This is a genomic window from Roseburia sp. AM59-24XD (assembly GCF_003478445.1).
Lineage (GTDB): Bacteria > Bacillota > Clostridia > Lachnospirales > Lachnospiraceae > Jutongia.
In genome coordinates this window covers 1-25420 of the sequence record NZ_QUET01000001.1, presented here as the reverse complement: position 1 = coordinate 25420, position 25420 = coordinate 1, and the positions used below count along the sequence as shown (strand labels likewise).

The following is a 25420-nucleotide window of genomic DNA, read 5'->3' as shown; positions in this document are numbered from 1 at the left end:
CGGCAATGACATTTTCATGGACTTTTCGGTCAAATCACGATATAATCATAGTATAGTAACTTCAAAAACAGCATCGGAAAGGGTATGGTACATTACATGGGATTAATCAAAGCAATCGGCGGAGCGATCCGCGGTACAATGGCGGACCAGTGGAAGGAGTATTTTTACTGTGACTCCATGGACGCTGACGTTCTTGTAACAAAGGGAACCAAACGTGTCAAGGGCATGTTTGGTACGAAAAACAGTGGAAGCGATAACATTATCACCAACGGCTCTGTGATCGCAGTCAACGAGGGACAATGTATGATCATCGTTGATCAGGGCAAGGTCGTTGAGATCTGTGCCGAAGCCGGACAGTTCTTATATGATACATCAACAGAACCAAGTATATTCTGCGGGTCTTTAGGCAAAAGCATTGTTGCAACATTTTCAGAGATTGGCAGCCGTATCACCTTCGGCGGCGATGCCGGAAGAGATCAGCGCATTTACTTTTTCAACACGAAAGAGCTGATGGGAAACCGGTACGGTACACAGAATCCGATCCCATTCCGTGTTGTTGACCAGAACATTGGTCTTGACGTCGATATCACGGTACGATGTAACGGAGAATATTCTTACAAGATCGTGGATCCGATCCTGTTCTATACAAACGTCTGTGGCAATATTGTCGAGGAATACAAGCGTGATCAGATCGATGATCAGTTAAAATCCGAGCTGCTGACTGCGCTGCAGCCGGCATTTGCAAAGATTTCCGCAATGGGCATCCGTTACAGTGCAGTTCCGGCACACACAATGGAGTTAGCGGACGCTCTGAACGAGGTTCTGTCCGAAAAATGGGCTAACCTCCGTGGCATTAAGATCATTTCCTTTGGTGTCAACAGCATCACGCTCCGCCGGAGGACGAGGAGATGATTAAGAACCTGCAGCGTACTGCTGTTATGAGAAATCCGGGTATGGCTGCTGCCACACTGACTGAGGCACAGGCAGAGGCAATGAAATCTGCTGCTGCCAACACCTCTACCGGACCGATGATGGCATTTGCAGGCATGAATATGGCAACGCAGGCTGGCGGAATCAATGCCGGCAACCTGTTCCAGATGCAGGCTGAGCAGGCCGCTACCGCAGCAAGTACAGCTGTTCCTTCCCCGGCAGCACCATCCTCTGATAACTGGACCTGTTCGTGCGGTGCCGTAAACACCGGTAAATTCTGTGCAGAATGCGGTGCTCCAAAGCCAGCCCCTGCCGCCGGATGGACCTGCTCCTGCGGTGCAGTCAATCAGGGCAGATTCTGTTCCGAGTGCGGTGCAAGAAAGCCGACCGGCGTTCCTTTATACAAATGTGATAAATGCGGATGGCAGCCGGAGGATCCTGCAAATCCACCGAAATTCTGTCCGGAATGCGGTGATCCTTTCGATGATAACGATATTCAGTAGATATCGGATCACATGCAATTAAACCTGTTTTAAAAGGCGGACTCCATTTGGAATCCGCCTTTACTTATCCTGTCATTCCGACAAAACCGCAAATCTGCCCTGTCGGAATCAATATCAATTTTAGTGAATAAATACTGCCTCACGATACTGAACCATATCATAAATCTGCTTAGAAACCGATGGTTCCAGATTCAGACAGCCATGAGAACCTCTTACCTTATAATAATTCTTTGTCCATGAAGACCATCTCTGCCATGGTGCAGAGTGGAAACCTGTACCGGACCAGGTAATACGTACCCAGTTATCAACCGGAGTTTCGTAATTATCGCCCTTCAGGACTCGATGTGTATTATGCTCCTTGATGAAGTATGCACCGGTCGGTGTGCTTCTTCCCTCCACCGGAAGTCCGCTGATACACTTGCAGGAATATGCGACCTTGCCCTTACGGAATACATAAACCATCTGGTCTGCCAGAGAAATCTCTGTATAATTCTGCGTATCCCAGTCCACCGCAAAGTTCTGATAATCCTTCTGGAATGCCGTATTCAGATACTCGACTGTATTCTTAATGGTCAGTGCCTTCTTATTATCCTGATTGTCCGGTTCCTTCAGGTACGCCTCGGTTGCCGATGTATCCAAAGACTTCTTCAAAGCTTTCATCGTCTGACTTAAAGTCTTCTCATAATCCATCTGCCAGCCATAATCACCGCCGTAAATCTTAACATTCTTGCCATTGTGATCCTTGATGGTTCTGGTCTTTCCTACTGTTTTATACTTGAGACAGAAGGCTTCCACCCAGTCAGAGATTGCATCCTTATCATACTTAACCTTACCGTTCTTATATGTAATCCATTGCGAGATTTCCTCCGGTGTGATCTGCTCGGTCACTCCCTCGCCCATGTTCCACTTAATGAAACGAATGGCTGCGTTATTACAGGTGCTGAGTGCCGTCTTAAGTTCCTCATCCTCTGATGTGATTTTCGGCGCCTTATATACACCCGGATATGTCTTCTCATCCGTCAGATCCATCTTGGTCTGTGCTCTCTGCAGAGTCTCCTCGATCGCATTGATGAATGCTTTCTTTTTCAGCTTATTACCCGGAACCTCAGCAACACACTCATACTGCTTCTTTTCGGAAGAATACTGCACATGCGCACTGACCGGCTTCTGGATCTGATAGCCGTCCCCGGTCATCAATGCTGATTCGGAAGCAATGCGTGCCACCTTACCGGCATCATATGTCACATCATAATCCATGGTGTACTCTCTCTTCTTTCCAAAGAAAGACATAGAAGCATGCTGCTTGTCAAACAACTCATCAAACTGTGAACCAATATCAAACTTATAATCAATGTCTTCTCCTGAAAGAGTCAGGCTGCCGCCATCTCTCGCCGTGATCGTCAGGGAATAGTCCTTATGCGTATCGATCAGCTTCTGCTTAGACTGTGCCAGCGTCTGCTTCGACACATCCACGCCGTTGATCGTCGTTCCGCCATACCAGCGTCCGCCATAATATCCCTTCTGCCAGATTAAAACTGCAATCACTGCCACTACGAGCACGCCTGCGATTCCAAGTATGATCCGAAGTAACCAATTTTTTTCCATGTGTCCCCCTCGTCCTCTTTTCCTATAAATTTATATAATCCTATGTTTTTAAACAAACCATTTTATACTATACAACTTTTAGTATAAAAAGTCAGCCCCTTTTTTCAGCTTATTTTGCACAAGTTTTTCGCCTTTTCCCTTGTATTGCGTGGCAAAACGACAAATGAATGTGGTTGCCGGTAACTTCTTCCTTACTGCTGCACGCAATATTCTACGATTTCCTTCGGATCACTGATCAAAAGCTTTGCACCATGCTCCTTCAGAAAATCAGCCTTGCGGAAGCCCCATTCCACGATCAGGCTGTCCATCTGTGCATTCTGTGCCGTTGCAACATCCACCTCGGAATCACCCACATAAATTGCCCTGTCTCTCGCAACACCAAGCTGGCGCAGAACATCATTCACTCCATCCGGTGCCGGCTTCTTAAGAATGCCCTCACGTTCTCCGACTGCCACATCAAACATTCCCTCAAAATACTGCTCTGCCAGCTCCTTTACCGCACAGTCCGCTTTGTTGGATACGACGGCTGTCTTGATTCCGGCTTCCCGCAGCTTCTGTATCGTCTCATGAATGCCGTCATATGGCTTTGTCTTGTCTGCACAATGCTCCTGATAATATGTCATAAAATATGCATGAACCTTGTCAATCTCGGAAACCTCAAGCCCCTTCGGAACACCTCTCTCGATCAACAGACGGATTCCGTTCCCCACAAAGGAGCATACCTCCCCGATCGTATGCTCCGGATAATGGAAATGACGCAGTGTTGCATTCAGGCTGTCCGCCAGATCCTCCAGTGTGTTTAAAATGGTTCCGTCCATATCAAAAATAACCAAATCATATTTCATCTCTGTATCACGCCTTTCTGTCTCTCATTCTCTTTTAATGATAGTCTACATTAAAAAAAATATCCATAGACAGATACAACAATCCATCCATGGATATTTCACTTCACTTTGTATAATTTTACTTTACCGTATTTTCCGGACGGCTCACCTTGATCTTCCATGAAAATTTAACGTTTCAGAAACTGCTTATGCTACCGGCTGCTGAAGACGTTTATTCCTCATGATCTCAACAATCCCGGTACCTGCCGAAACCATTCCGAGAAGGCTCTCCCTTGCCACCTCAAATTTACTGAACAGCTGAAGCTTCTCTGTCAGGTTGTCATATACCTTCCAGTCTCCCGTATACAGGCTGTTCTCGCCGCCATTACGGATAAATCCCTCAACATCCTCCACCGGATATCCAAGCAGAAATCCCATCTCATGAGGAAAATCTCCCTCTCCCCGCAGAAATGCCTCATAATGAACACGAAATACATACAAAACCCTGCCCAGACTCAGATCCTCATAACCCATCCGGCACAGTCCCTCTGCCACACATTCCTGTTCCATGTATTTTTCAAGCTGTTTTTTGTTGTATAAAAGAACCGCTGCCTTCTCCTTTTCCTGTGCTACAATGAAATAGGATATCCCCGCCTTTTTCAGCAGATGCTGAACACAAACCAGCTCACGGCTGCGCAGCATCAGAAGATTGGATGGCTTTAAACCCGCTAAAAGCGGAGCACACTGATAGGCAATCCTCATCTCAATATTATTTCCATCTATGCTCTGGAGCATCTTCGATAATCCCTGGCTCATTCTTCTCCTCCGATGTTAGTCCAGTCTTTTTACTGTTAGTTTTAACTAACTTCATGACTAGAATACCCTTTTTCTCTCCCTGCGTCAATCACATTATTGATTCTTTTTTTCATTATGTTCATTTCTGCAATTTATTATGTACCCGGATATTATGAATAAAACTTTCCAGATAAAAAGAATAGTCGCACACAATATGAGCTCTTTAGGATTTATTATATCTATATCCCGTTTTTCGGACAGATATCCTCCAGACAACACCGGTCACAATACGCTTCGTTCTCGCCGTACATACTTCCCGTCCATGATTGACCAGACGGTGACAGAAATCGCTGCCCTCTTCCGGAGGGATCAGCTTCCACAATGCCATCTCCACCTTCTTCGGATCCTTGATCCCGTCCACAAGCCCCATCCGGTTACTAAGCCGGATACAATGGGTATCCGTTACAATCGCCGGCTTGCCAAATACATCTCCCATGATCAGATTGGCACTCTTGCGCCCCACACCCGGCAGCTCAAAAGAGCATCAAAATCCTCCGGAACCTTTCCACCATATTCGTCCCGCAGCATTTTCATACATGCGCTGATATCTCTCGCCTTACTCCTTCCAAGACCACACGGGCGCACAATCTGTTCAATGTCATCCACATCCGCTGCGGCCAGTGCATCCACATCCGGATACTTTGCAAACAGTCCCTGTACGACCACGTTTACCCTGGCATCGGTACACTGCGCTGCCAGGCGCACACTGACTAAAAGCTTCCATGCCTCCTCATAGTCAAGCGTACAGTCCGCATCCGGATATTCTCTTTTCAAGCGTTCAATGATTTCTAAGGCTCTCTGCTTCTTTGTCATCTGTTCTCTCCTGTTACATATTTTAAACGAAAAACAACTGCCGGAACATTACCGCTTCACGCTGTAACACTCCGGCAGTTTCGAATTACTGTTCGTCTTCCTGTTCCATTCTGCCGCGGATATAATCCTCCAGAATCTTGACCGTACCATCCAGTCCCAGACGACTGCTGTTAATGCAGACATCATAGCACCTTGAATCTCCCCACTTACCTTCACAGTAGCTGTTGTGATATCTCTCTCTCAGCCGGTTATGACGGGCAAGTGCTGCCTTCGCTTCCTTCTCTGTGAAGTTACGTCTTTCCATGACACGCTTGATCTTCGTATCCTCATCACCCAGAATAAAAATTGGGATCAATCCATCATACTCGCGCAGAATATGTTCAGAACATCTTCCGACAACAACAAAGGAGCCTCCTTCGTTGGCTTTCTTTCTCAGATAATTAAACTGACGCTTCGCCAATGTGTACTCTGAAGAATTCTTCGTACCGGAAAACTTCTTGGAGAATGCTAACGGAGCCGGCATCTCGTCACATTCACGCCACTCCTCCACGTTCGCCTCATCTCCGAACACGTTGTCCAGCAGTTCACGATCATACATCGGAAAGTCGAATATCTCGGACAGTTTCTCTGCGATCTTATGTCCACCGCTTCCGTACTCTCTGCTGATTGAAATAATCCATTGTTTTCCCATATCTTCCGCCTCCCTTCTTTGTATAAATCATACCATTTTTTCGGAAAATCGTCAATTCCCTCCCCGTATGGAAATGTCCACAACATCCGTAATATTCAGACATTCCCCGCTTTCAAGCTTTATAACTTTCGCATATGCATCCACGCTCTTTACCACACCGTTTACCTTTACATACGCCCCTCCGCTTTTCCTTTGATCCGGACGAAATACGGTAAACTCTGCTTCGCCCCCCTGCTCCTGCATCAACACCTGCAGCATTTCATCCAGCCGCCTCTTCTGGTCTTCATCCAGTTCCATGCGTTCGCTCGTCCGGCGCGCCTTTTCCTGCACTGCCTCCTTGTGACCGGTCAGTGCCGCAAAGGAAGAAAACTGTGCCGCACGCTCCTCCATTGACATATGCGGATGCGTCTGTGATCTGTGGTGTGGCAGATTCACAATATCTTCATACGGAAACGGATCTGTTCGCTCTCTCATGCCCTGTGTCCTCCAATCTGCCTGTTCCTGTCTCTTGCCGTTGCGCCCTCCTCCAGATTCATGCCCTTTAAGATCGCATTTTTGCCAAATTTCTTCTTGATATCAATCACGGCATGCTGCATGCGCTTTTCCCTGGCAAGTTCCTTCTCTTCCTGTTCTTTCTTTTGTTCCTCCAGAGCGACATCTTCAAAAAGGCTGAGCTGCTCATACTGCACCTCCTGTGCCGCCTCTCTTTCATCGATCACATGATTTGCAGTAATATTGATTCGCCGGACAAGCAGATTTTCATTGACAATCCGGTCATACAGCGATAAAACCGCCTCCATGATCCGATGTGTGGATGATGTTTTACAGCCAAGATTTGCAGTTCCATGCGCATGCTTGGGGATTCTTCTTCCATACCGGTCCGTTGTCACTTCCCCACGGTAGCTTTTCTTGCCGGTCCGGTCCAGATTCTCCACATCATATCCGACCGTCAATACCATCTGATCCGTCACAAGTCCTTTATCTACCAGCTCTAATACCAGAAGATCCGTCATTTCCTTGACCACAAGCCTTGCCTTCTCATAATCGTACGGACAGGATAACACCTGTCCGGAGCCAAGACTGTTTGTTGCAGGACGGTAGCTTTTGATCTGTGCGATCGTGCAAGGTTCCCAGCCCCAGGCGTGATCGATCAGAAGCTCCGCATTAACGCCAAACAACCGGTAAAGCAGATCCTCATTGTAATAATCGGTATCACTGCCGATCGAGCATCTTGCTACATCTCCCATCGTGTACATGCCTGCCTGCGCTAACTTCCTCGCATAGCCCGGTCCGACACGCCAGAAGTCCGTGATCGGCTGATGATCCCAGAGATTTCTCCTATAACTCATCTCATCCAGTCTTGCGATCCGCACTCCGTTTTCATCCGGCTCGATATGCTTTGCTTCCACATCCATTGCGATCTTGCACAGATACAGATTGCTTCCGATCCCCGCTGTCGCCGTGATTCCCGTACTGTCAAGCACATCCTGTATGATCGTGGCGGCAAGACGCTCCGGCGTCATCTGATAGGTGTCCAGATAATCGGTCACATCCATAAATACCTCATCAACCGAATACACATGCATATCCTCCGGCGCCACATATTTCAGATAAATATCGTAGATCCTTGTGCTGTACTCCATGTAATATGCCATCCGCGGCGGTGCCGCAATATAACCGAGTGCCAGCTTCGGATCTGCCGACAGCTCCGCGTCAAGAAACGACTCCCCTTCCAGACGGTGTCCGGGTGCCTTTTCCCTTCTCTGTGCATTGATGCGCCGGACTGCTTCAACCACCTCAAAAAGTCTGGCACGTCCCGATATCCCATAGCTTTTCAGGGACGGCGAGACCGCCAGACATATTGTTTTCTCTGTTCGACTGGCATCGGCAACAACAAGGTTGGTGGTAAGAGGATTCAGTCCCCGCTCCACACACTCCACCGATGCATAAAATGATTTCAGGTCAATGGCAATATATATCCGTTCTTTCATACCTCCATTATAGCAAACTTATGTTTCTTTTACAAATAACAATATCCCCCATTATTCCCGAATGATCGACTTGCTACTAAAGTAGGTGATAACCAGATAACCACCATAGATCACCACAATGATCGCTGCCGCAAGCAGTGTTGAAGAAAGAAGCTGATCCTTTTGTGCCAAATAAGACAGAACATCAACGGCAAACCGCATTCCAAAATAAGAATGGATCACGGCAAGCAAAAGCGGACAGAGAAAGAAGATCACAATCTGCTTAAACAATGCTCCGTTTAACATTTTATTTTCCACGCCAAGCTTTCGAAGCATCCGGTAACGTTCCACATTATCCGCACTCTCTGAAAGCTCCTTTAACGCGAGAATTGCGGCCCCCGCCATCAGAAATACGATACCAAGATACAGACCGATAAAGGTCACCAGCGCACTCAGCCCCAGGCTCGCATCTGCCAGTTCCTGCTTGGATGCATAAATATATTTTCCTTTTAAGGAGCTGCTTCTAATCTCCTTTTCAAGCTTCTGCTTTTCCTGCTTGCTGACTGCCTTATAATTTCCAAACAGGCAGTCCTGTTTGATCCATTTCTCCTGAACGACATCATCCGGCACCAGTATGATTCCCGTATTCAGGCTCTGGGCGGAAATGTCCAAAAAGCCTTCCTGACATTTGCGGTACTTTGGCTTTAACGTGCTTCCAAACACCTCAATCGTCTGCCCGCTTGAAAGCACCTCATCCCGAAGCTGCATCATATTATCGAAATCAGCAATCACCATATATTCATCGGATGCCAGCGTATACTGCTTTCTTCCGTACAGCTTCATCAGACGGTTATAATCGCTTATTTTTATAATATCTTCACCGGTGTCTGTGATCATTTGCGGATACTTCTTTTTCACATCACCGAGCTTATCGCCGCAGAAGTCCTCAAAGGTAAAATCCGGACTTCCGTAGACATACACCTCACAGGAATCCTTCAGATATCCGTCCAGATCAACCTTAATGTCCTTATATCTCTGTTTTACGGTACGATGGGACGAGGCAATCTCCTTCTTGCTGTATTCATCCTGCGTCGATGCATAGCGATCCAGATTCATCAGTGCGCTGAACTCAATATCGACCGGTGCCTTTTTGTTCAGGTTGCTGGTCATTGTATTTTTGATTGCAAATGCAGAGGTAAGAATACAGATCGTGACAAACAGCATCAGGCAGATGATCGTCATGGAAAATACCGTCGTGTTGATCTTACTACTTAACTGCCGCAGCACAAAGCTGTTGAGTCCTTTGTAATATAAGCTTTTCATGGACATCACAACACGAAGCAATAATCCGGAAACGGACCAGAAGATTAAAAATGTGCAGATCATTCCTGCGACGATCACCCAACTCATTCCCTTGAGCGAAATATCTACGGCATGGAATCCGACCCGGTAATAGCAGTTTGCCAGCACGGCTGCGGCAGCCACAAAGACCAGTGTACAAAGCCATGGATTTTTCATGCGAAGCTTCTCTGATTTTCTGCCGGCATAGATCAGATCGATCAGCTTTAAACGGCTGACATTGACGGTATTAAAAATAATCACAACGGCGTAAATGATCACAAAGCACAGGATCGTTTTACGACAGGCAGACAACGAGAAAATGAAACGATATTTACTCATATCTGCATCAAACATATTTGCAACAAACGCACTCATAAACTGTGATGCAGCGACACCGATCGCCAGACCTGCTGCCAGAGAGCCGATACCAACCACCAAGGTTTCCAAAACCAGGATTGTAGACACCTTCTGTTTTCCCATTCCTAATGTCAGGTAAATACCAAACTCCCTGTTTCTTCGTTTCATCAGGAACCGGTTGGCATATATGATCAAAAATGCCAGAACAAATGATACAAATACACTTAAACCCGACATGATCGTAATCATCATTTTAATAATCTCTCTGGTATCCTTTGACACATTCATCATCACCGTCTGCGATTCCAGCGAATTAAAGATATAAAAGATTGCTACGCCGATCACGATCGTAAAGAAATAAACCGCATAATCCCGTATGCTTTTCCCCATGTTTTTTAAGGCTATCTTAAAGAGCATCGCTGACGTCACCTCCTAACAGAGCGAGAACATCAATGATCTGTCCGAAAAATTCCTTCTTCGATAAATCACCTCTGTGAAGCTCATGAAACAGCTTTCCATCCTTAATAAAAATCACTCTGGATGCATAGCTTGCCGAAAACGAATCGTGTGTCACCATCAAAATCGTCGCCTGAAGTTCCTGATTCAGGTACGCAAACTTCTCCAGCAAAAGCCGGGATGATTTGGAATCCAGCGCACCAGTCGGTTCATCCGCCAGCACCAGCTTGGGATTTGTTACAACTGCCCTTGCCGATGCCACTCTCTGCTTCTGTCCGCCGGACATCTCATAAGGATACTTGTTTAAAACATTTGCAATGTCTAACTCCTTCGCCACCTTACGCACCCGCTTGTCAATCTCTGCTGCTTTTACATTCTGAATGGAAAGCGCCAGTGCGATATTTTCATATGCCGTCAATGTATCTAACAGATTGAAATCCTGAAAGATAAATCCAAACCGCTCTCTGCGGAAACGATTTAACGCCTCTCCTCTTAATTTGGTGACGTTCTCTCCGTCCACATAAATATTTCCCGCGGTTGGACGGTCTACTGTGGAAATGCAGTTAAGCAGCGTCGTCTTACCGCTGCCGGAAGCACCCATGATCGCCACAAACTCCTGTGGCTGTACATCAAAGGAAAGATCATCGATCGCCTTTGTCAGACTCGATCTGCTCCCGTAATATTTTTCCAAATGTTCTACATGTAATGTATTCTGCATGTTGATTCCCCTTTCTTGATCACGTTTTCTCCATTGTATCGGGGAATCTCCCATTTGTCGTTCGCCCAATCTGACTGTATATTACAAAAATGTAATGTTGACCTGTGTATACGAACCTTCCTCAGAAATAACATTGATCTCATGCCCCAGCTTGTCACACATGTTTTTGGCAATATAAAGCCCCATTCCCGTCGATTTTACTTCCATGCGGTCAAGGATCCTGCCATTACTTCCGGTAAAGGATTTCTCAAACAGTCTCGGCAGATCGCTTTCTGCAATCCCGATCCCGTTGTCCCGAATTGACAGAATTGTTTTCCCTTGCTCTGCGGACGCGCTGATCTGTATCATAGCATCTGTTTCACGGCGGTATTTGATACTGTTGTTGATAATCTGATCCAGAATAAACTCCATCCATTTCGCATCGGTCACAACCACCTGATCACAATCGGATACCTGAAATTCCACCTTATTTTCCAGCAGATCATCCTTATTCTTCATTGCGGATTTATGCACGATCTGTGCCAATGAACATCGCTGGAACAGATAATCCTTCTCGGAATGCTCTGCCCTTGTATAATAAAGCACCTGCTCCGTATAACGGTCAATGCGTCGAAGCTGCTCTACAAACTTTTTATCCAGATTCTCCGAGTGATTGTGACACAAGAGCAAAAGGCTTGCCACCGGAAGCTTCACCTGATGAACCCACATTTCAATAAAGTCCTTGAAATCCTTCATCTGTCTGCGGTTTTCGTTGACCTGCTCCGTCATGGATTTATTGGCCTCATATAAAACCTGCGCAAACAGCTCGCCTTCATAAAATCCCGGCTGCCGCAGCGTCTCCAGGATCAGGTACTTCTGATCCATCCGGTCAAGATTCTGGAAAAGACGCCGGTAATACGCGTTCTTCCGGCAGTAGTCATAGATCAGTCCGATAAGAGTCGCTACGCTCATTACTACAGAGACCACACCAATCAGCTCTGTTCCCACACCGCACGCTGCCATAAAGACAACCGAGACAACCAAAGCTGCCACAAACAGAGTGATCATGACACGCCTGTCCTGTAAATATCTGCCTATCCTCATATCAGTACATACCCCTGTTTCTTTCTGGTCTCAATTGCATCCGCATATCCCATTTCCGCAAGCTTTGTCCGCAGTCTGCTGATATTGACCGTCAGCGCATTATCACTGATATATTCACTGTTGTCCCAAAGTCTTGTCATCAGCTCATCTCTGGACACGATCTGCCCTGATGCTGAAGCAGTGTCATAAAGATCAGCATTTCATTTTTGGTCAGGATCATCTGGATCTGTCCCGAATCAAGGACACCTTTCCCCGGATTCACTGCAATATCCCGGTAGCTGCAGGAGCCTGTGGCATTCGTCTCTGTTCGCTTTAAGATTGCCTGGATCCTTAAAAGCAGTATGGTCGGATTATACGGCTTTGTAATATAATCGTCCGCGCCATAGCTCATCGATAAGACCTCATCCAGTTCCTCTGTGCGGCTCGTCACCATGATGACCGGCACATCTGACTTCTGTCTGAGTTTCCGAAGCACCTGCTCTCCGTTCATCTTCGGAATGTTGATGTCAAGCAGTACAAGATCTGCATTACTGTCCAAAATAACGGACACAGAATGCGCAAAATCTGTGAGGATCTCCGCCTCATATCCTGCATTTTTCAACAGGGCACAAAGCTCCTCACAGATTACTTTTTCGTCTTCTACGATCATTATTTTCTTCATACGCAACTCCTTTCAAGCGGCATTTTATCATGCATTCTCCTGTTCCCGGATATATGCCTCCATAATTGCCGCCGCGGTTGCTGCCAGATCCGGACATGGACGCTTCTTATAATACTCCTGCGTCCGCTTGGACGGAGTCGGGTCATCCTTACCTTTGCCAAGCCCCAGAAGCTCCCGGCACACGATCGAGCCGTTTCGCTCCTGATACTCTGCAGCAAGCTGCTGTATTCTGGCATAATGCTCTGACTTTCCCTCAAAGTCCTTCGGTTCATCATAGCCGTACAAAATGCCGGCCACCATAAACATGCCGGACACAGCACCGCACACCTCCCTGAGTCTTCCCATTCCTCCACCAAAGGATGAGCTTAGCTTCATGGCCGTGCTGTGATCCATGTCATATTTGTCCTCAAACGCCAGAAATACTGACTGGCTGCAGTTATAGCCCTCCAAAAACAACTGTTTTGCCCTCTGTCCATACACGCTGTTTTCCACATCAATCTCCATGTTCTTCCTCCGTTATCTGTATATTAACTATACGGTAAAGTGACCAATGTTGTCTGCCAGAAGATCTGCCGTCTGACGAAGATTTTCCGTCGACTTTTCGATCTTTCCGAAGCTCTCTGCCATCTCCGACAGTGCATTTGTCGTCTGAGAAGTCCCCGTTACATTGTTCTGTGCAATCTCCGACATGGCATCAATTCTCTGTATGATCTCTGCTCTTGCAGCCTCCAGCGCTTTCATCTGCTGTCCGATATTTCGGATATATCCGATCGAGGTCTCTATCTGCTTCATCACGCTCGCCACACTTTGCTCCGTGTTGGCAATATATTCGTTCTGCCGCTCGATCACCTCCTGGGTCTGTGCCATGGTGCCAACCACTCGCTCGGAATTTTTCAGAAGAGTATTGACCATCTCTTCGATATTGCCGCTGGCCGCATTGGACTGCTCTGCCAGCTTCTGGATCTGTGATGCTACCACCGCAAAGCCTCTTCCCGCTTCACCGGCGCGTGCCGCCTCAATACTCGCATTCAGTGACAACAGATTTGTTTCCTCTGCGATCTGCGAAATAAACAGAGACGCCTCGCGGATGCTCTGTGCTGAGCTGTTCGTCTGTGCCGTCTGCTCCACAATCTGTGCGACTGCTTCCTTTACATCGGCACTGATGCCACGCAGACCATTGATCGTGACTGCCGTTTTGTCACTGGCATCCTTCATGCTGTCGGCGCTGCTCTCAAGGCTATCTGCCTCGCGGCCGGTCTTTAAGATAAGATCTCCCATATCACGCACATTCTGGGAAGCACTTCCGACATCTTCTGCCTGTCTGTTTGCTCCGTCCGTGATCGTATCCATCGCATGATTGACTTCACCGATCCCATTGTAGGTATAATGAGAAGTCTCCTCAAGAGTATTGGACGCCTGCAGCAGAGTATCCGTACTTTCTTTGATATCTCCGACAATCTTGCAAAGCTCCTCCTGCAGATTATGGATCGCTCTGGAAAGATTTCCAATCTCATCATTTCTGCGTAACAGCTTCTGATTCTGCTTTACGTTCAGATTGCCCGATGAAACCTCCATCACCTCATCAATACTTTTATTCAATGCTTTCGTGATCGAATTGGCACTGATCCCCACCGCAATACTGCATGCAACCATAAGGATCAGAACAATCGCCACGATCGTATTAATGATCTCCAGCACACTGCGGAATGTTTTCTGCTTCTCCTGTCCGGCAAACACCATGCCGATCGGCTCACTCGTTGTTCCGTCCTGATAAACCGGCACATAATATCCGTAATAGATCGTACCGTCCATCGATACATTATCACTGAAATATTCTTTGCCGCCCTTTAAAACCGTTTTGACGATCTTATCTCCTGCCGGACTTCCAAGCAATCTGTTGCCATCCTTGTCCGTTGCCGACGTCATAATACGGTCGGAGCCATAGAAAAACGTAACCTCCATGCCGGATTCTTTCTTGATCGTATCCACCAGCGTTTCCGACTGGGAAATATTATAGCTTCCCTTCCAGATCGCACCGTTTTCCGCCTTCAGATACGAGCCCGTATTCTGGTCATACGCCGCCTGTGTTGCAACCGCTGTACCCTTCAATGACTCCTCCACCTTACTGATGATCGCGCCCTTTACGATTGTTGCCGCTATAATGATCACACTGATCCCCAGAAGCATCAGGGCAAAACCGCACTTAATATAATCTTTTTCCGTAACGTGATTTTCATACGCATCTCCTTTACTTTATTACAACAACATTGCGATAATACCAGTTGATCTTTCCCGTGATCGTGGCATCATCCAGTGTTTTTCCCTTCTGACCGATCTTCTTTCCGGTGTTCGTCTCCAGAACGCCATCAAAAACATTGTTCTGTCCGCTCAGGATCTCTGCTGTTGCTTCATCTACCTTCTGCTGTGTTCCATCCGCTGCAAAGGAAGCAAGACCTGTGATCTCCACAAGTCCCTCTGCCATACCACCATAATAGTTACTGCCGTCCCAGGTACCGTCGATCACACTCTTGACCGCTGCCGTATAATAAGCACTCCAGTTCCAGATCACGCTGGTCAGACAGGACTTAGGCGTCTCCTTACTCATATCGGAATTGTATCCGATTCCGTACACTCCTTTTTCCTGTGCCAGCGTCTGCGGATACGATGTATCACAATGCTGTGTCATCACATCACACCCCATGCTTAACAGCCGCTCAGAGGCTTTCTTCTCTTTCTTTTCATCGTACCAGCTGTTCGTGACATCCACATAGATCTTCGCTTTTGGATTAACCGACTCAACACCGATCGCAAACGCATCGATGCCTCCGGTCACCTCTGCATTTGACGAATCCTGCGCTGCCACATAGCCGATTTTGTTGTTTTTCGTATTCATTCCGGCCACAATTCCGCTCAGATACCTTGCCTGATAGATCCTTCCAAAATAGTTGTTGAAGTTCTTTCCATTGGACATATATCCTGTGCCATGAGAGAAATACACATCCGGATATTTCTCCGCCATATCAGCCGTAACCTGCATATAGCCCCAGCTCGTTGTGAAAATAATATTACAGCCGTCCGAAACACACTCCTCAATCGCTTTCTTCGTTCCGTCCTCATCGGTATCATCCACGATCTTACGCTCAATCTGGTCATCCGACAGCAGAAGATTCTCCTGCATTCCCTTTACACCCAGATCATGCGTGTAGGAATAACCACTTCCCTCATCCGGATCGGACAGATAAAGAACGCCGACCTTAATCTGATCCTTGCTGATACCGCCTTCTCCCTTCTGTGCAGTGTCGCCTTCGCTCTGCTCATAGCCCTTATTGGTGGCATAATCATCCGGACTGCCGGTTTTTACAGCATTACAGCCGGTAAGCAGAAACGCCGCCGATAGGGTCAGTGCCAGCTTCTGAAATACTTTTCCTTTGCGTTTTCTCATTTCATCTCCTCCTTTGACGGCAGCGTCCTGCTGCCATGTGCTTCCCTTTATGTCAGATCATTCTGAAAGCGTGACAGATGCTCATACGGCAAGATCAGGCGTCCGCGGTACAGGCCACAGCCATCATTGATCAGACTGTTATTGACAGCGGAAAACATATTGACATCGAGCCTATTTAACGCAAGCTGCTGCAAACGCATTCCTCTCTCGTACGCCTCATCAAAGCAGCTGCACTCTCCCTCCGGGATCACATCCCTTCTGGCCCGCTCATTCTCCTGACGCTTCTCATAACCCAAATGATTGGCAGGACCAATCTCTGCATTATCATCCATCGCTTTTGTTCTTAATTGCACCTCCATAAAGCATTTTGCAGTGTCATCATAAAATGTAATATGTAAAGAGCGGTAACCATATTCTCCTTCATCAGAAATATAATCTCTGTAATATGGACGTACCGCCGCTTCCATTCTGTCCGAAAGGCTCTCCTTTACCCCCTTCGCCGACTCTGCCCGGAATCCCCTCTGTTCCATAAATCCCGGCAGCATATTAGCAATCTCATACAGGTAGCGGATCTCCTCGTCCTCCCTGCTCTGTCCCTCCTGCAAGTGACATTTCGGAATCGAGATCACAATGCGGTATGCGATCAGATCACGAAAACAGTCAAGTCTGCTTTTGATCTCCTCCGTGTCCGGGAAACGATGGTATTTCCCATAGTAATCGTAAATATATTCGACGATATATCCGTTAAATTTCTCCTCGGCACGGATCAGCGATTTGATCCGTCCCTTAAAGGTAAACGCTAAAAACGGATACTCTTTTGCCATGTGCATATAAAACTCACGGATTTTCTGCGACTGTGCCGTCAGGAAATCATTATGCTCCAGCATGTCCTTGATCTGATTCAAAAAGCTGCAATGAACCAGATCGATCTCATTGCCGGCGGCTGCCGCCTCCAATTCCAGATCACTGCTGTATTTCTGTAAGATTCGAAGAACCGTATCCCCCGAATACAAATAATCATTTAATGTAATCATAGCTCCCCTGCCTTAAGCCTCTGTATTGTTACAGTGCCTTCTTATATATCTGATACATATCCTCCTGATCCAGCTTCTTTATGCAGCCAACCGTTCTCTTTCCAAAATGGCTGCACTTTTCTGCCAGTTCACGAAGCTCTTCATCACTCGGATGAATGCCAAGCTCGGCAAGACTCGTTGGCATATTAACACTGCGGTAAAACTCCTCCATGGCACAAATACCGCGAAGTGCTGTCTCTTTCTCATCGTCCCCCTCTGTCTGTCCCATTACACGGACAGCAAACTGCGCAAATCTCGCCGGATTACCATCCAGCACATATCTCGCCCAGCTTCCCCAGACAGCTGCAAGACCTGCTCCGTGCGCCACATCAAACATGCCGCCAAGCTCATGCTCCAGCTGATGGCTCGCCCAGTCACCGCCTGCCGTACCACATCCGGTCAGTCCATTGTGCGACAGACTTCCTGCCCACATCACCTCTGCGCGTGCCTTGTAATTGTCCGGCTCCTTCATCAGGATCTGTGCATTCTCCATGACCGTCCGGATCAGATGCTCACTGAAACCATCCGTCAGATCCAGATTCTCCTCCTGATTAAAATAACGCTCCATCGTATGCATCATGATATCCACACAGCCGCTCGCCGTCTGATACTTCGGCAGAGTCATTGTAAGCTCCGGATCCATCACCGCAAATCTTGCACGACAACAGTCATTTCCATAGCCTCTCTTTAACCAGCCATTCTCATTGGTGATCACAGAGGAATTGCTCATCTCAGAGCCCGCCGCTGCGATCGTAAGAACAACGCCGATCGGCAGGCAGGACGTTGCCTCACGCTTTCTCTCATAGAAATCCCAGACATCACCGCCGTTTTCTACACCATAACCGATCGCCTTTGAGGAATCGATCACGCTGCCGCCGCCCACGGCAAGAATGAAATCAACCTGCTCCTTCTTGCACAGTTCAATACCTTCATAAACAAGGGAAAGTCTTGGGTTTGGCACAACGCCTCCCAGAGAAACATACGAAACACCTGCCTTGTCAAGTGCCTGAAGGATCCGGTCTAACAATCCGCTTTTGATAACACTTCCACTGCCATAATGAACCAGTACCTTGCTGCAGCCCTGCTCCTTCACCAGTTCTCCTACCTGATTTTCTGTTCCTTTTCCAAAAACCACCTTTGTCGGTGCATAATAGTCAAAATTTGTCATATTCATCCTCATTTCCGAAAGCTGATTCAGCCTCTTAATATTCGTATTTTATCATTTATTTTATTCTCAGGCAATATTCCTGCTTATTCCCCCGTTTATTTTCTCATATCTTCTGTCATCAGACAACTACCCTTGTCCATACTCCCGTTTCTTCTGTTCCCGGAATGTGATCATCATCTCTCTTGTCAGACTCAGTCCCTCCGGATCATCCCGGACACAGAATACCCGGCTGACCACCATCTCTCTTCTCTCCATTTTATAACACTCCAAAGCAAAATACAACTAAAGATATGGTTGATCATTTTCTCGGCTTTCCGTATGTGAAATAAGAATTTCCGGCACTCTTGATTATTATTCGGATTATGATAATATGGGAAAGAACAATTCCAAAGAAAAGAGGACAAATCAATGATCAATCCGGCAATGATTTTTAAGATTAAAAGCTCCTGGGAGCGGTTCACTGTCTCCCACCCGAAGTTTCCAAAATTTCTGCAGGCAGCCGCAGCCAATGATGTCATGAGAGAAGGAACCATCCTTGAGATCAACATTACGACTCCGGAAGGTCGCGAGCTTTCCACCAATCTGAAACTGACAACAGACGATCTGCAGTTGATCGATGACATTAAAAATATGACCAGATAGCCTGTGGCTATCTGGTCATATTTTATGTGTGCGGTTACTCAGTCTTCGCATACCGATTATTTGATTGCGCCCATACCACATTTCTTATGTCCGATTATTTCGAAATCACATTTTGCCTGCCAACACATAAAAAATCCGTGAGCTATGTCTAAAAAATTGTCTTGTCACTAACGGATTTCGAAAAATCTGATTGCTTTGCTGCTTTGATCTTCGATAAACGCATCCTACCGTACTCGCCCCAAGGTGGGAATCAGATGTTTCGAGAGGCACTTGCACCCGCCGGTACTTACGCCCCAAGTAGCACAAATACATATTTATAATTATTTAATACTTGGGGCGTTACGTACCGCTGCGTGGTGCAGTGGTAGCGGGAGCGTGCCGTCCGAAATAGCTGAGCCCACCTATAGGGCTCAGTCATGCGGATGCGTATTTATCAAAGCATTGCAAAGCAAAGATTTTTCAGAAATCCTACTGATCTGCGTCAATTTTTTAGACATAGCTCACGGATCAACTTATTTTCCGAAGCAAAATGGATATTTCATTTTATGGACATAAGAAATAGTATGGGCTCAGGTATCATTCCATGTGCGAAGCTTGAGTCACATTATTTAAAAATCTTGACCGGATCTTCGGATATCATATAATATTTCACATCCAGATCATTATTTTTTACATACATCTGAAGATATCTCAAATGGTTCTTTTTTTTCTTGTTATTATCAAAATGAAAATATTTTTTATAAAGTCCCGGATAATTACGGGTAAACTTGCGGATCCCCTTACCATAAAATGCACCATCCCCGGTATAGTCTACCTTCTGTACCTGATAGCCGTCTGCTGTCTTTTTCAGATGGAAGCATGCCGGATCGTTGCTTCCGTCCACGCACTGCAGGATATTCCCGATCTTCCGGTATCCGATCCCCCCAAAATAACCAAAGACAAGATACTGATCCCCTTCCCAGACCCTTTTGAAAATAATGAAGCCCGGAATCCAGCAGCCCTGTCCTTCCTTTTCCTTATACTGTTCCTGCTGATAGGATATGATCGCCGCAAGTGCCCGGTCATTTCCGGTATAACGAAACTCCGGCAGAGGTCTTCTTTTTCGTTCTTCCACCGTCAGGCACAGCCTGTAAACCGCAAGCTTTTTGTCTTTCCTATTACATTCATACAACCGATAGATTCCATCCTGAATCGTTAGAAAATTTAATGTTTTCTTTCCGTCTGCGCTTTTCCATGGGTATGAATTTCTGCTGTAACGGGCGGGATCGCCACGCCACAGATACCCCATTGTATCCGTATAAGCCTTATCCTCCGCAAAGGTGTCAAACGTATCCCTGGTCTTTTCCTGTTTCTTCCATTGTCGGAACAAATCCGCAGCCTCATTCTTCACTGTCATCGTCCCGATCGTGACAATTTTTTCCTCACTCTGTCCATCCGAAATCTCCTCTTCCCGGATCCGGAACTGATGCAGCTTTCCCTTTAGCGAGCCTTGACTTTCATTAAAAACATAAATATCTTTGTTTTTCAGCAGCAGTCTTGTATGCGTACGGTATGTCCCAAAATAGGCACAGCCGATTTTCTGTGTGTCTATGCTCCCAAGAAGCCGGTCCTTTTGCAGATCATACACCAGAATACCTCGAAGATTGCCAAACACCAGATACCTCTCATTCCTTGCCATAATATCCGGTGCGTAAACTTCTCCCGTTTTACTGCCTATTGTCACCGCCTCTTCCACGATATCCTGTTCGGTCTGTGGATCAGCAGCCTGTCGGAACCACTCCCTGATCTGCTTTGCCAGGTTTCCTCCGGTTGCTGCATTTACTGCTGCGCCGGCCCCCCATAAAAGAAGCACAATCGCTGCCGCTGCTACAGCACGATGCCATCCCCGCAGTCTACGCTGCTTTGACACAATAAGGCTCCCGTCCTCTGCTTCTGTCTGTTCCCCCCTGTTTGATATCTGTGTCCACAGCTCCTCCTTTTTTTCTTCATCAAGCGCAAAAGGTTCAAATAATTTCCGTACATCATTTTCCCGCATAGATAAATCCCTCCTTTTCCAACTCGATTTTTAACTTCTTTCTTGCTGTGGCAAGCTGTGTCTGAATCGTACTCTCTTTTCTATCCAACATTTTGGACATCTCCCCCACAGAGTACCCCTCATAATAATACAGATACAGCACCTCCCGATATTTCACGGGAAGCTTCATCATATGGATAAGTACATCGCTTTCCATCGCATCCTCCGATGCACGCTCCGGTATATCCCCCAGATCGATCCGTTTTCTCCACGATGACCGCAATATATCCCTGCAGTAATTTTTCGTCACCAGAATAAACCACGCCTTTTCGTGCTCTTCATCCTCAAAGCACTGTGGTTTTTCCAACAGCTTCACAAAGACTGCCTGCACTGCATCCTCCGCATCACAGACATTGCGCAGATACACCATGGCAATACGATATATACGGTCGCACTCTCTGTCATATATTATTTTCAGATCCTGCTTTATCTCTGTCGTTGTCATTGCCACCGCTTCCCTCCTTTCACTTTATACACGGATCAGTCTCCGGAAATATCCTCTTCAAATAAAAAAAGTACAATAAAGAAAAAAGTGCATGAAAACGAAACAATCCGTTTCCATACACCTTTCGTTATGTAGAATATCTACACGATCCTGTAAAACAATCAACAATACGTCAGATTATTTTAATGTACCGGAAATTGTAACAGAAATGCTCTTCTTAGGCATTTTCTTGCAGCTTGCTGCCTTGTACTTCTTCTGAGAATACTTGTTCCAGGTATTAACAACCATTACCTGAGTAAAGTCCTGTTTTGCACCCGGATCAGGAGTGAGGGTAGGTTTCTTAACTGTCTTTACAGTCTTACCATCGATCTTTAAGGTTGCAGAAGTAACTTTGAGTTTCTTCTTATCCTTACCTGCAAGGCTTGTATCAACATAGATGCTGTTCCAGCCCTTATCCTTTGCGAAGGATTTCAGCTTAGCACCTGAAGCAGATACAGTAACTGTGAACTTGCCCTTCTTGATGGTTGCATTGGAAAGCTTGATTCCGGAAATAGAAGCCTTCTTGTTTCCATTCATAACACCCTTGCTGCGGTCTGAGACATTATGGTTTGAAAGAACACCATTATAGCCCTTACTTGCGAAGCAAAGATATGCAGTTGCGCTGGATGCAGCGTCAGCCTTCTTGGAAACCTGTGGTACAGCAACGATAGAAGATGCTGCAACAGTTGCTGCTAATGCAACGGAAAATACTCTTTTTGCTACATTTGATAATCTCATAATATTGCCTCCTTAATAAGAATATAAATTTGCAAACTCATATTAGCACACTCATATTTTTATGTCAATGTCACAAGGCAAAAAACAGGCGGAAACCACTGGAAAATACGGTATTCATTAGCTTTCCATGGGTTTCGTTTTTACAATTCATTGTAGATTTCTTCTATTTTAAACGCTGTCACATTTATGACTGTTTTCTGCCGTACTTTTGACATATTTTCATCACATTTTAGTCACAATCAGCGTGCCAGAAAATCCGTGATCTCAGCAATATATAAGGTATGATAATCCTTATCCGCATACCATTTTTCATCAATCTCACCATCCAGAAACTCCTCCGGTTTAATCTCTGTCGCAGACATCGCGCGGCAGATCAGCACAAGATTCGCCTGATCCACATACGGAACACCGTTCTGATAATCGATCTCCACACCGGCTTCCTTCAGCTTATCCTCGGTTCTGCCGGAAACAGTTCCGAGATATTTGAGCATATTGCGGTGCTTTTCTCCTAAGAAGGACAGAGAAAATGTTCCCTCACGATCAATGAACTCTTTTGTGTAACGGCTCTGACGGATCACAACAAACGCCGCATTCTTGCCCCACATTACACCCATGCCACCCCAGGAAGCAGTCATTGTATTGACCTTCTCCTCGTTGCCGGCAGTCACTAACATCCATTCCTTACCAATTTTGTCAAACGGACTGCACTCCAGCATATCTGCTGTAAAAGACTGAAAACTATGCATATTTCTTCCTCCATTCTGTTCTCGTTTTCTTCATTATATTATTTCCGCATATTTTTGACAAGCACTCCATAAAATGATAGGATAACGCTAGTGTGGCGGTTTCAAACAGCTGTCCCACAACATTAACTTACGTTTACGAATTATAAAAAGAGGTCTCACCGATGAAAATAGAAATGCATGCTCACACCAGCGAGGCGAGTCCATGTGCAAATGTATCCGCCACAAAAATTCCTGCTCTGTACCAGAAAGCAGGTTATGATGCCATTGTCATTACCGATCATTACTGTAAATGGGCGCAGGACCGCAGCGGTCTTACCGATAATGACGATTATGTGCAATATTTCTTAAATGGATACCGCTCCGCCAGAAAGGCAGCCGGGCAGATCGGCTTTACGGTTCTTCTCGGTGCGGAGGCAAATCTGCCGGGCAGTTCGAACGACTATCTTCTTTATGGAATTACCGAAGAATTTATCCTCACACACCCGGATATTCATGAAATGTCTCTGCCTGAGCTATACAATTTGTGCCACGACAACGACATTCTGCTGCTTCAGGCGCATCCATACAGAACCTACTGCAATCCTGCCGATCCACAGTATCTGGACGGTGCCGAAAGCTACAACGGCAATCCGAGACACGACAACCGGAATGAGCTTGCGCGCGAATGGACCGATGAATTTCATATGATCGAATCCTCCGGAAGCGATTTTCATGAGCTGGAGGATGTTGCCAAGGGAGGCATTAAGACCGATGAAACGATCTTAGATACCAGACAGCTCAGGGATGTCCTTCTTTCGGGACAATACCAGCTTTTAACCCCGTAAACCACACGCCGGTATCCAAGAAGTATGAAGTGAGGAAAAGCAATGAAAAAGAATGAGAATCTGAACAAATTCCAAAAAGCATTTGATCGCCTGAAACAGCAGTGGAACGAAGAGCCCAAAACTGTTCCACAGGTTATTTACCGCAAGGGAAAACTTCTTGGCTTTAATCTTCTTGATACCGCTGTTTCTGCCTATGCCGGACAGGCTGCATTTATGATGATCCTGTCCTTTTTTCCGTTCGTCATGTTTATGCTTGTTCTTCTGCAGCGTCTCCCGTTATCGCCGGAGCTTTTGATCACGGCATTGGAGCATTTTGTGCCGCAATCCTTCCGCACATTCATGACGGATATCATCAATAATATTTATACTGCACAGACAGCGACTCTCCTGCCCGTGACCGTCATCGCCGCATTGTGGCTCGGCTCGAAATCATTTCTTTCGATCATCTATGGATTAAACTCCGTATACAAGATTCCGGAGACACGTGGCTATTTCACACTGCGACTCTGGGCTATGTTCTACACCCTGCTTTTTGCCCTGTTGATCGTAGCGACTCTGATCCTGTTTGTTTTCGGCAACCAGCTTTATCTGCATATCACGAAAATATTTCCGCTTTTGACGCATATCCTGCTGCCGATCATCAGCTTCCGTTCCACCGCAGGATTCTTTGTCATGCTGCTGTTTTTCACCGGCATGTATGTGCTGATCCCAAATCACCGGCTGCATGGTTATGTGCCGGAATTTGTTCCATCCGAAGAGATCACCGGCAATCAGATCCGCCCAAGACGCGTGCCGTTTGCCAGCCAGCTTCCGGGTGCCCTCACCGCAACTATCGGATGGTTGGGATTTTCCTTTCTCTATTCCTTCTATGTAGATCATATCAGCAATTATTCTTCCATCTACGGAACCATGACTACGATCGCGTTGCTGATGGTATGGCTCTACGCCTGTATGTATATTCTGTTCTTTGGCGGATGGTTAAACTATACGATTCAGCGTTTCTTAAATAAATAACTCAAACTTCGCACACCGATTAGTTGATTGCGCCCATACTATTTCTTATGTCCGAGGAAAATTAATATAGATTTTTGCCTCAGGATATCTGACGAAACCGTGAGCTGGTGGTATTAAAATTGTCTTGTCACTTACGGATTTCAAAAAGTCTAATTGCTTTGCTGCTTTGATTTTTGATAAACGCATCCTGCCGTACTCGCTCCGAGGTGGGATTCAGATGTTTCGAAAGGCACTTGCACCCGCCGGTACTTACGCCCCATACTAAATAAAATATTCATATCTTACTGTAAAATCAATATGGCGTTATGTACCGCTGCGTGGTGCAGTGGTAGCGGGAGCGTGCCGTCCGAAATAGCTGAGCTCACCTACGGAGCTCAGTCGTACGGATGCGTATTTATCAAAGCATTG

24 protein-coding genes and 2 pseudogenes are annotated in these 25420 nt (G+C 46.3%); 4 read left to right on the top strand and 22 right to left on the bottom strand.

Annotated elements, in window-relative coordinates; translation table 11 throughout:
- The first annotated feature begins 96 nt into the window (after nt 1-96).
- Nucleotides 97-1433, top strand: a pseudogene (locus DXA20_RS18235) (SPFH domain-containing protein).
- Between the two features lie 120 nt (nt 1434-1553).
- Here the strand turns inward: DXA20_RS18235 and DXA20_RS00115 are convergent.
- The 18 genes and pseudogenes from DXA20_RS00115 to DXA20_RS17015 form a co-directional block, all read right to left on the bottom strand.
- On the bottom strand, nt 1554-3038 hold the full coding sequence (locus DXA20_RS00115) for a L,D-transpeptidase family protein (RefSeq protein WP_118558877.1): 1485 nt from the start codon (nt 3036-3038) through the stop codon (nt 1554-1556).
- A 191-nt stretch (nt 3039-3229) separates the two neighbouring features.
- On the bottom strand, nt 3230-3883 hold the full coding sequence (locus tag DXA20_RS00110) for an HAD family hydrolase (protein ID WP_118558876.1): 654 nt from the start codon (nt 3881-3883) through the stop codon (nt 3230-3232).
- 186 nt (nt 3884-4069) lie between these two features.
- On the bottom strand, nt 4070-4678 hold the full coding sequence (locus tag DXA20_RS00105; protein WP_022305825.1) for a DUF3793 family protein: 609 nt from the start codon (nt 4676-4678) through the stop codon (nt 4070-4072).
- Nucleotides 4679-4896: 218 nt separating this feature from the next.
- A pseudogene (locus DXA20_RS18230) lies at nt 4897-5530 on the bottom strand (endonuclease III domain-containing protein).
- Between the two features lie 85 nt (nt 5531-5615).
- The gene (locus DXA20_RS00095) at nt 5616-6221 is read right to left on the bottom strand and encodes a cytidylate kinase-like family protein (protein ID WP_022305827.1); all 606 of its coding nucleotides are present in this window, start codon (nt 6219-6221) and stop codon (nt 5616-5618) included.
- A gap of 51 nt (nt 6222-6272) precedes the next feature.
- Nucleotides 6273-6695: a hypothetical protein gene (locus tag DXA20_RS00090; RefSeq protein WP_118558875.1), complete on the bottom strand. Its 423-nt coding sequence runs from the start codon at nt 6693-6695 to the stop codon at nt 6273-6275.
- Complete coding sequence (locus tag DXA20_RS00085) at nt 6692-8212, bottom strand: Y-family DNA polymerase (protein ID WP_118558874.1); 1521 nt, start codon at nt 8210-8212, stop codon at nt 6692-6694. The genes DXA20_RS00090 and DXA20_RS00085 overlap by 4 nt, the downstream gene beginning before the upstream one ends.
- Before the next feature lie 51 nt (nt 8213-8263).
- Entirely contained in the window at nt 8264-10306 is a 2043-nt protein-coding gene (locus tag DXA20_RS00080; RefSeq protein WP_118558873.1) for an FtsX-like permease family protein, read from the bottom strand.
- Nucleotides 10296-11063 carry an ABC transporter ATP-binding protein gene (locus DXA20_RS00075; protein WP_118558872.1) on the bottom strand — a complete coding sequence of 256 codons (768 nt, stop codon included), beginning with the start codon at nt 11061-11063 and terminating at the stop codon, nt 10296-10298. Before DXA20_RS00075 ends, DXA20_RS00080 begins: the two co-directional genes overlap by 11 nt.
- A gap of 81 nt (nt 11064-11144) precedes the next feature.
- Nucleotides 11145-12146, bottom strand: a complete 1002-nt coding sequence (locus DXA20_RS00070) for a sensor histidine kinase (protein WP_118558871.1) — start codon at nt 12144-12146, stop codon at nt 11145-11147.
- A complete protein-coding gene (locus DXA20_RS17260) occupies nt 12143-12304 on the bottom strand; it encodes a winged helix-turn-helix domain-containing protein (protein WP_330420508.1) in 162 nt (53 codons plus the stop codon). Before DXA20_RS17260 ends, DXA20_RS00070 begins: the two co-directional genes overlap by 4 nt.
- Complete coding sequence (locus tag DXA20_RS00065; RefSeq protein ID WP_330420506.1) at nt 12286-12807, bottom strand: response regulator transcription factor; 522 nt, start codon at nt 12805-12807, stop codon at nt 12286-12288. Before DXA20_RS00065 ends, DXA20_RS17260 begins: the two co-directional genes overlap by 19 nt.
- Nucleotides 12808-12834: 27 nt before the next feature.
- On the bottom strand, nt 12835-13311 hold the full coding sequence (locus DXA20_RS00060) for a C-GCAxxG-C-C family protein (RefSeq protein ID WP_118558870.1): 477 nt from the start codon (nt 13309-13311) through the stop codon (nt 12835-12837).
- A 27-nt stretch (nt 13312-13338) separates the two neighbouring features.
- On the bottom strand, nt 13339-14994 hold the full coding sequence (locus tag DXA20_RS00055) for a methyl-accepting chemotaxis protein (RefSeq protein ID WP_243100473.1): 1656 nt from the start codon (nt 14992-14994) through the stop codon (nt 13339-13341).
- Nucleotides 14995-15055: 61 nt separating this feature from the next.
- Nucleotides 15056-16249 carry a BMP family ABC transporter substrate-binding protein gene (locus tag DXA20_RS00050; RefSeq protein ID WP_118558869.1) on the bottom strand — a complete coding sequence of 398 codons (1194 nt, stop codon included), beginning with the start codon at nt 16247-16249 and terminating at the stop codon, nt 15056-15058.
- A gap of 47 nt (nt 16250-16296) precedes the next feature.
- Entirely contained in the window at nt 16297-17283 is a 987-nt protein-coding gene (locus DXA20_RS00045; protein WP_118558868.1) for a guanosine polyphosphate pyrophosphohydrolase, read from the bottom strand.
- Between the two features lie 28 nt (nt 17284-17311).
- On the bottom strand, nt 17312-18490 hold the full coding sequence (locus DXA20_RS00040) for an iron-containing alcohol dehydrogenase (RefSeq protein ID WP_118558954.1): 1179 nt from the start codon (nt 18488-18490) through the stop codon (nt 17312-17314).
- Nucleotides 18491-18616: 126 nt separating this feature from the next.
- The gene (locus DXA20_RS17015) at nt 18617-18745 is read right to left on the bottom strand and encodes a hypothetical protein (RefSeq protein WP_279222336.1); all 129 of its coding nucleotides are present in this window, start codon (nt 18743-18745) and stop codon (nt 18617-18619) included.
- A 153-nt stretch (nt 18746-18898) separates the two neighbouring features.
- Here DXA20_RS17015 and DXA20_RS00035 point away from each other — a divergent pair, with 153 nt between their 5' ends.
- On the top strand, nt 18899-19132 hold the full coding sequence (locus DXA20_RS00035) for a hypothetical protein (protein WP_118558867.1): 234 nt from the start codon (nt 18899-18901) through the stop codon (nt 19130-19132).
- 604 nt (nt 19133-19736) lie between these two features.
- On the opposite strand, the gene DXA20_RS00030 is transcribed toward DXA20_RS00035, so the two are convergent.
- From DXA20_RS00030 to DXA20_RS00015, 4 genes are all read right to left on the bottom strand, one after another.
- Entirely contained in the window at nt 19737-21167 is a 1431-nt protein-coding gene (locus DXA20_RS00030) for a hypothetical protein (protein ID WP_118558866.1), read from the bottom strand.
- Complete coding sequence (locus tag DXA20_RS00025; RefSeq protein WP_118558865.1) at nt 21154-21651, bottom strand: RNA polymerase sigma factor; 498 nt, start codon at nt 21649-21651, stop codon at nt 21154-21156. Before DXA20_RS00025 ends, DXA20_RS00030 begins: the two co-directional genes overlap by 14 nt.
- A 177-nt stretch (nt 21652-21828) precedes the next feature.
- Nucleotides 21829-22428 carry a hypothetical protein gene (locus tag DXA20_RS00020; RefSeq protein WP_118558864.1) on the bottom strand — a complete coding sequence of 200 codons (600 nt, stop codon included), beginning with the start codon at nt 22426-22428 and terminating at the stop codon, nt 21829-21831.
- A gap of 239 nt (nt 22429-22667) precedes the next feature.
- Nucleotides 22668-23174: a flavin reductase family protein gene (locus DXA20_RS00015; protein WP_022305019.1), complete on the bottom strand. Its 507-nt coding sequence runs from the start codon at nt 23172-23174 to the stop codon at nt 22668-22670.
- A gap of 161 nt (nt 23175-23335) precedes the next feature.
- Between DXA20_RS00015 and DXA20_RS00010 the strand changes: the two genes are divergently transcribed.
- Both DXA20_RS00010 and DXA20_RS00005 read left to right on the top strand, forming a co-directional pair.
- Nucleotides 23336-23998: a PHP domain-containing protein gene (locus DXA20_RS00010; protein ID WP_118558863.1), complete on the top strand. Its 663-nt coding sequence runs from the start codon at nt 23336-23338 to the stop codon at nt 23996-23998.
- Nucleotides 23999-24040: 42 nt separating this feature from the next.
- Nucleotides 24041-25012 (top strand): YihY/virulence factor BrkB family protein, encoded by a 972-nt coding sequence (locus tag DXA20_RS00005; RefSeq protein ID WP_118558862.1) that lies wholly within the window; start codon nt 24041-24043, stop codon nt 25010-25012.
- Nucleotides 25013-25420 lie beyond the last annotated feature (408 nt).

What these genes read in the sequence shown, in the direction of transcription:
- DXA20_RS17015 (WP_279222336.1), bottom strand. Translation starts at nt 18,745, where the DNA reads ATGGAGAGAAGAGAGATGGTGGTCAGCCGGGTATTCTGTGTCCGGGAT.
- DXA20_RS00055 (WP_243100473.1), bottom strand. Translation starts at nt 14,994, where the DNA reads ATGCTTCTGGGGATCAGTGTGATCATTATAGCGGCAACAATCGTAAAG.
- DXA20_RS00095 (WP_022305827.1), bottom strand. Translation starts at nt 6,221, where the DNA reads ATGGGAAAACAATGGATTATTTCAATCAGCAGAGAGTACGGAAGCGGT.
- DXA20_RS00015 (WP_022305019.1), bottom strand. Translation starts at nt 23,174, where the DNA reads ATGCATAGTTTTCAGTCTTTTACAGCAGATATGCTGGAGTGCAGTCCG.
- DXA20_RS00115 (WP_118558877.1), bottom strand. Translation starts at nt 3,038, where the DNA reads ATGGAAAAAAATTGGTTACTTCGGATCATACTTGGAATCGCAGGCGTG.
- DXA20_RS00060 (WP_118558870.1), bottom strand. Translation starts at nt 13,311, where the DNA reads ATGGAGATTGATGTGGAAAACAGCGTGTATGGACAGAGGGCAAAACAG.
- DXA20_RS00040 (WP_118558954.1), bottom strand. Translation starts at nt 18,490, where the DNA reads ATGACAAATTTTGACTATTATGCACCGACAAAGGTGGTTTTTGGAAAA.
- DXA20_RS00065 (WP_330420506.1), bottom strand. Translation starts at nt 12,807, where the DNA reads ATGAAGAAAATAATGATCGTAGAAGACGAAAAAGTAATCTGTGAGGAG.
- DXA20_RS00075 (WP_118558872.1), bottom strand. Translation starts at nt 11,063, where the DNA reads ATGCAGAATACATTACATGTAGAACATTTGGAAAAATATTACGGGAGC.
- DXA20_RS00025 (WP_118558865.1), bottom strand. Translation starts at nt 21,651, where the DNA reads ATGACAACGACAGAGATAAAGCAGGATCTGAAAATAATATATGACAGA.
- DXA20_RS00020 (WP_118558864.1), bottom strand. Translation starts at nt 22,428, where the DNA reads ATGAGATTATCAAATGTAGCAAAAAGAGTATTTTCCGTTGCATTAGCA.
- DXA20_RS00110 (WP_118558876.1), bottom strand. Translation starts at nt 3,883, where the DNA reads ATGAAATATGATTTGGTTATTTTTGATATGGACGGAACCATTTTAAAC.
- DXA20_RS00080 (WP_118558873.1), bottom strand. Translation starts at nt 10,306, where the DNA reads ATGCTCTTTAAGATAGCCTTAAAAAACATGGGGAAAAGCATACGGGAT.
- DXA20_RS00085 (WP_118558874.1), bottom strand. Translation starts at nt 8,212, where the DNA reads ATGAAAGAACGGATATATATTGCCATTGACCTGAAATCATTTTATGCA.
- DXA20_RS00105 (WP_022305825.1), bottom strand. Translation starts at nt 4,678, where the DNA reads ATGAGCCAGGGATTATCGAAGATGCTCCAGAGCATAGATGGAAATAAT.
- DXA20_RS00050 (WP_118558869.1), bottom strand. Translation starts at nt 16,249, where the DNA reads ATGAGAAAACGCAAAGGAAAAGTATTTCAGAAGCTGGCACTGACCCTA.
- DXA20_RS00010 (WP_118558863.1), top strand. Translation starts at nt 23,336, where the DNA reads ATGAAAATAGAAATGCATGCTCACACCAGCGAGGCGAGTCCATGTGCA.
- DXA20_RS00035 (WP_118558867.1), top strand. Translation starts at nt 18,899, where the DNA reads ATGATCAATCCGGCAATGATTTTTAAGATTAAAAGCTCCTGGGAGCGG.
- DXA20_RS00045 (WP_118558868.1), bottom strand. Translation starts at nt 17,283, where the DNA reads ATGATTACATTAAATGATTATTTGTATTCGGGGGATACGGTTCTTCGA.
- DXA20_RS00030 (WP_118558866.1), bottom strand. Translation starts at nt 21,167, where the DNA reads ATGCGGGAAAATGATGTACGGAAATTATTTGAACCTTTTGCGCTTGAT.
- DXA20_RS00070 (WP_118558871.1), bottom strand. Translation starts at nt 12,146, where the DNA reads ATGAGGATAGGCAGATATTTACAGGACAGGCGTGTCATGATCACTCTG.
- DXA20_RS00005 (WP_118558862.1), top strand. Translation starts at nt 24,041, where the DNA reads ATGAAAAAGAATGAGAATCTGAACAAATTCCAAAAAGCATTTGATCGC.
- DXA20_RS00090 (WP_118558875.1), bottom strand. Translation starts at nt 6,695, where the DNA reads ATGAGAGAGCGAACAGATCCGTTTCCGTATGAAGATATTGTGAATCTG.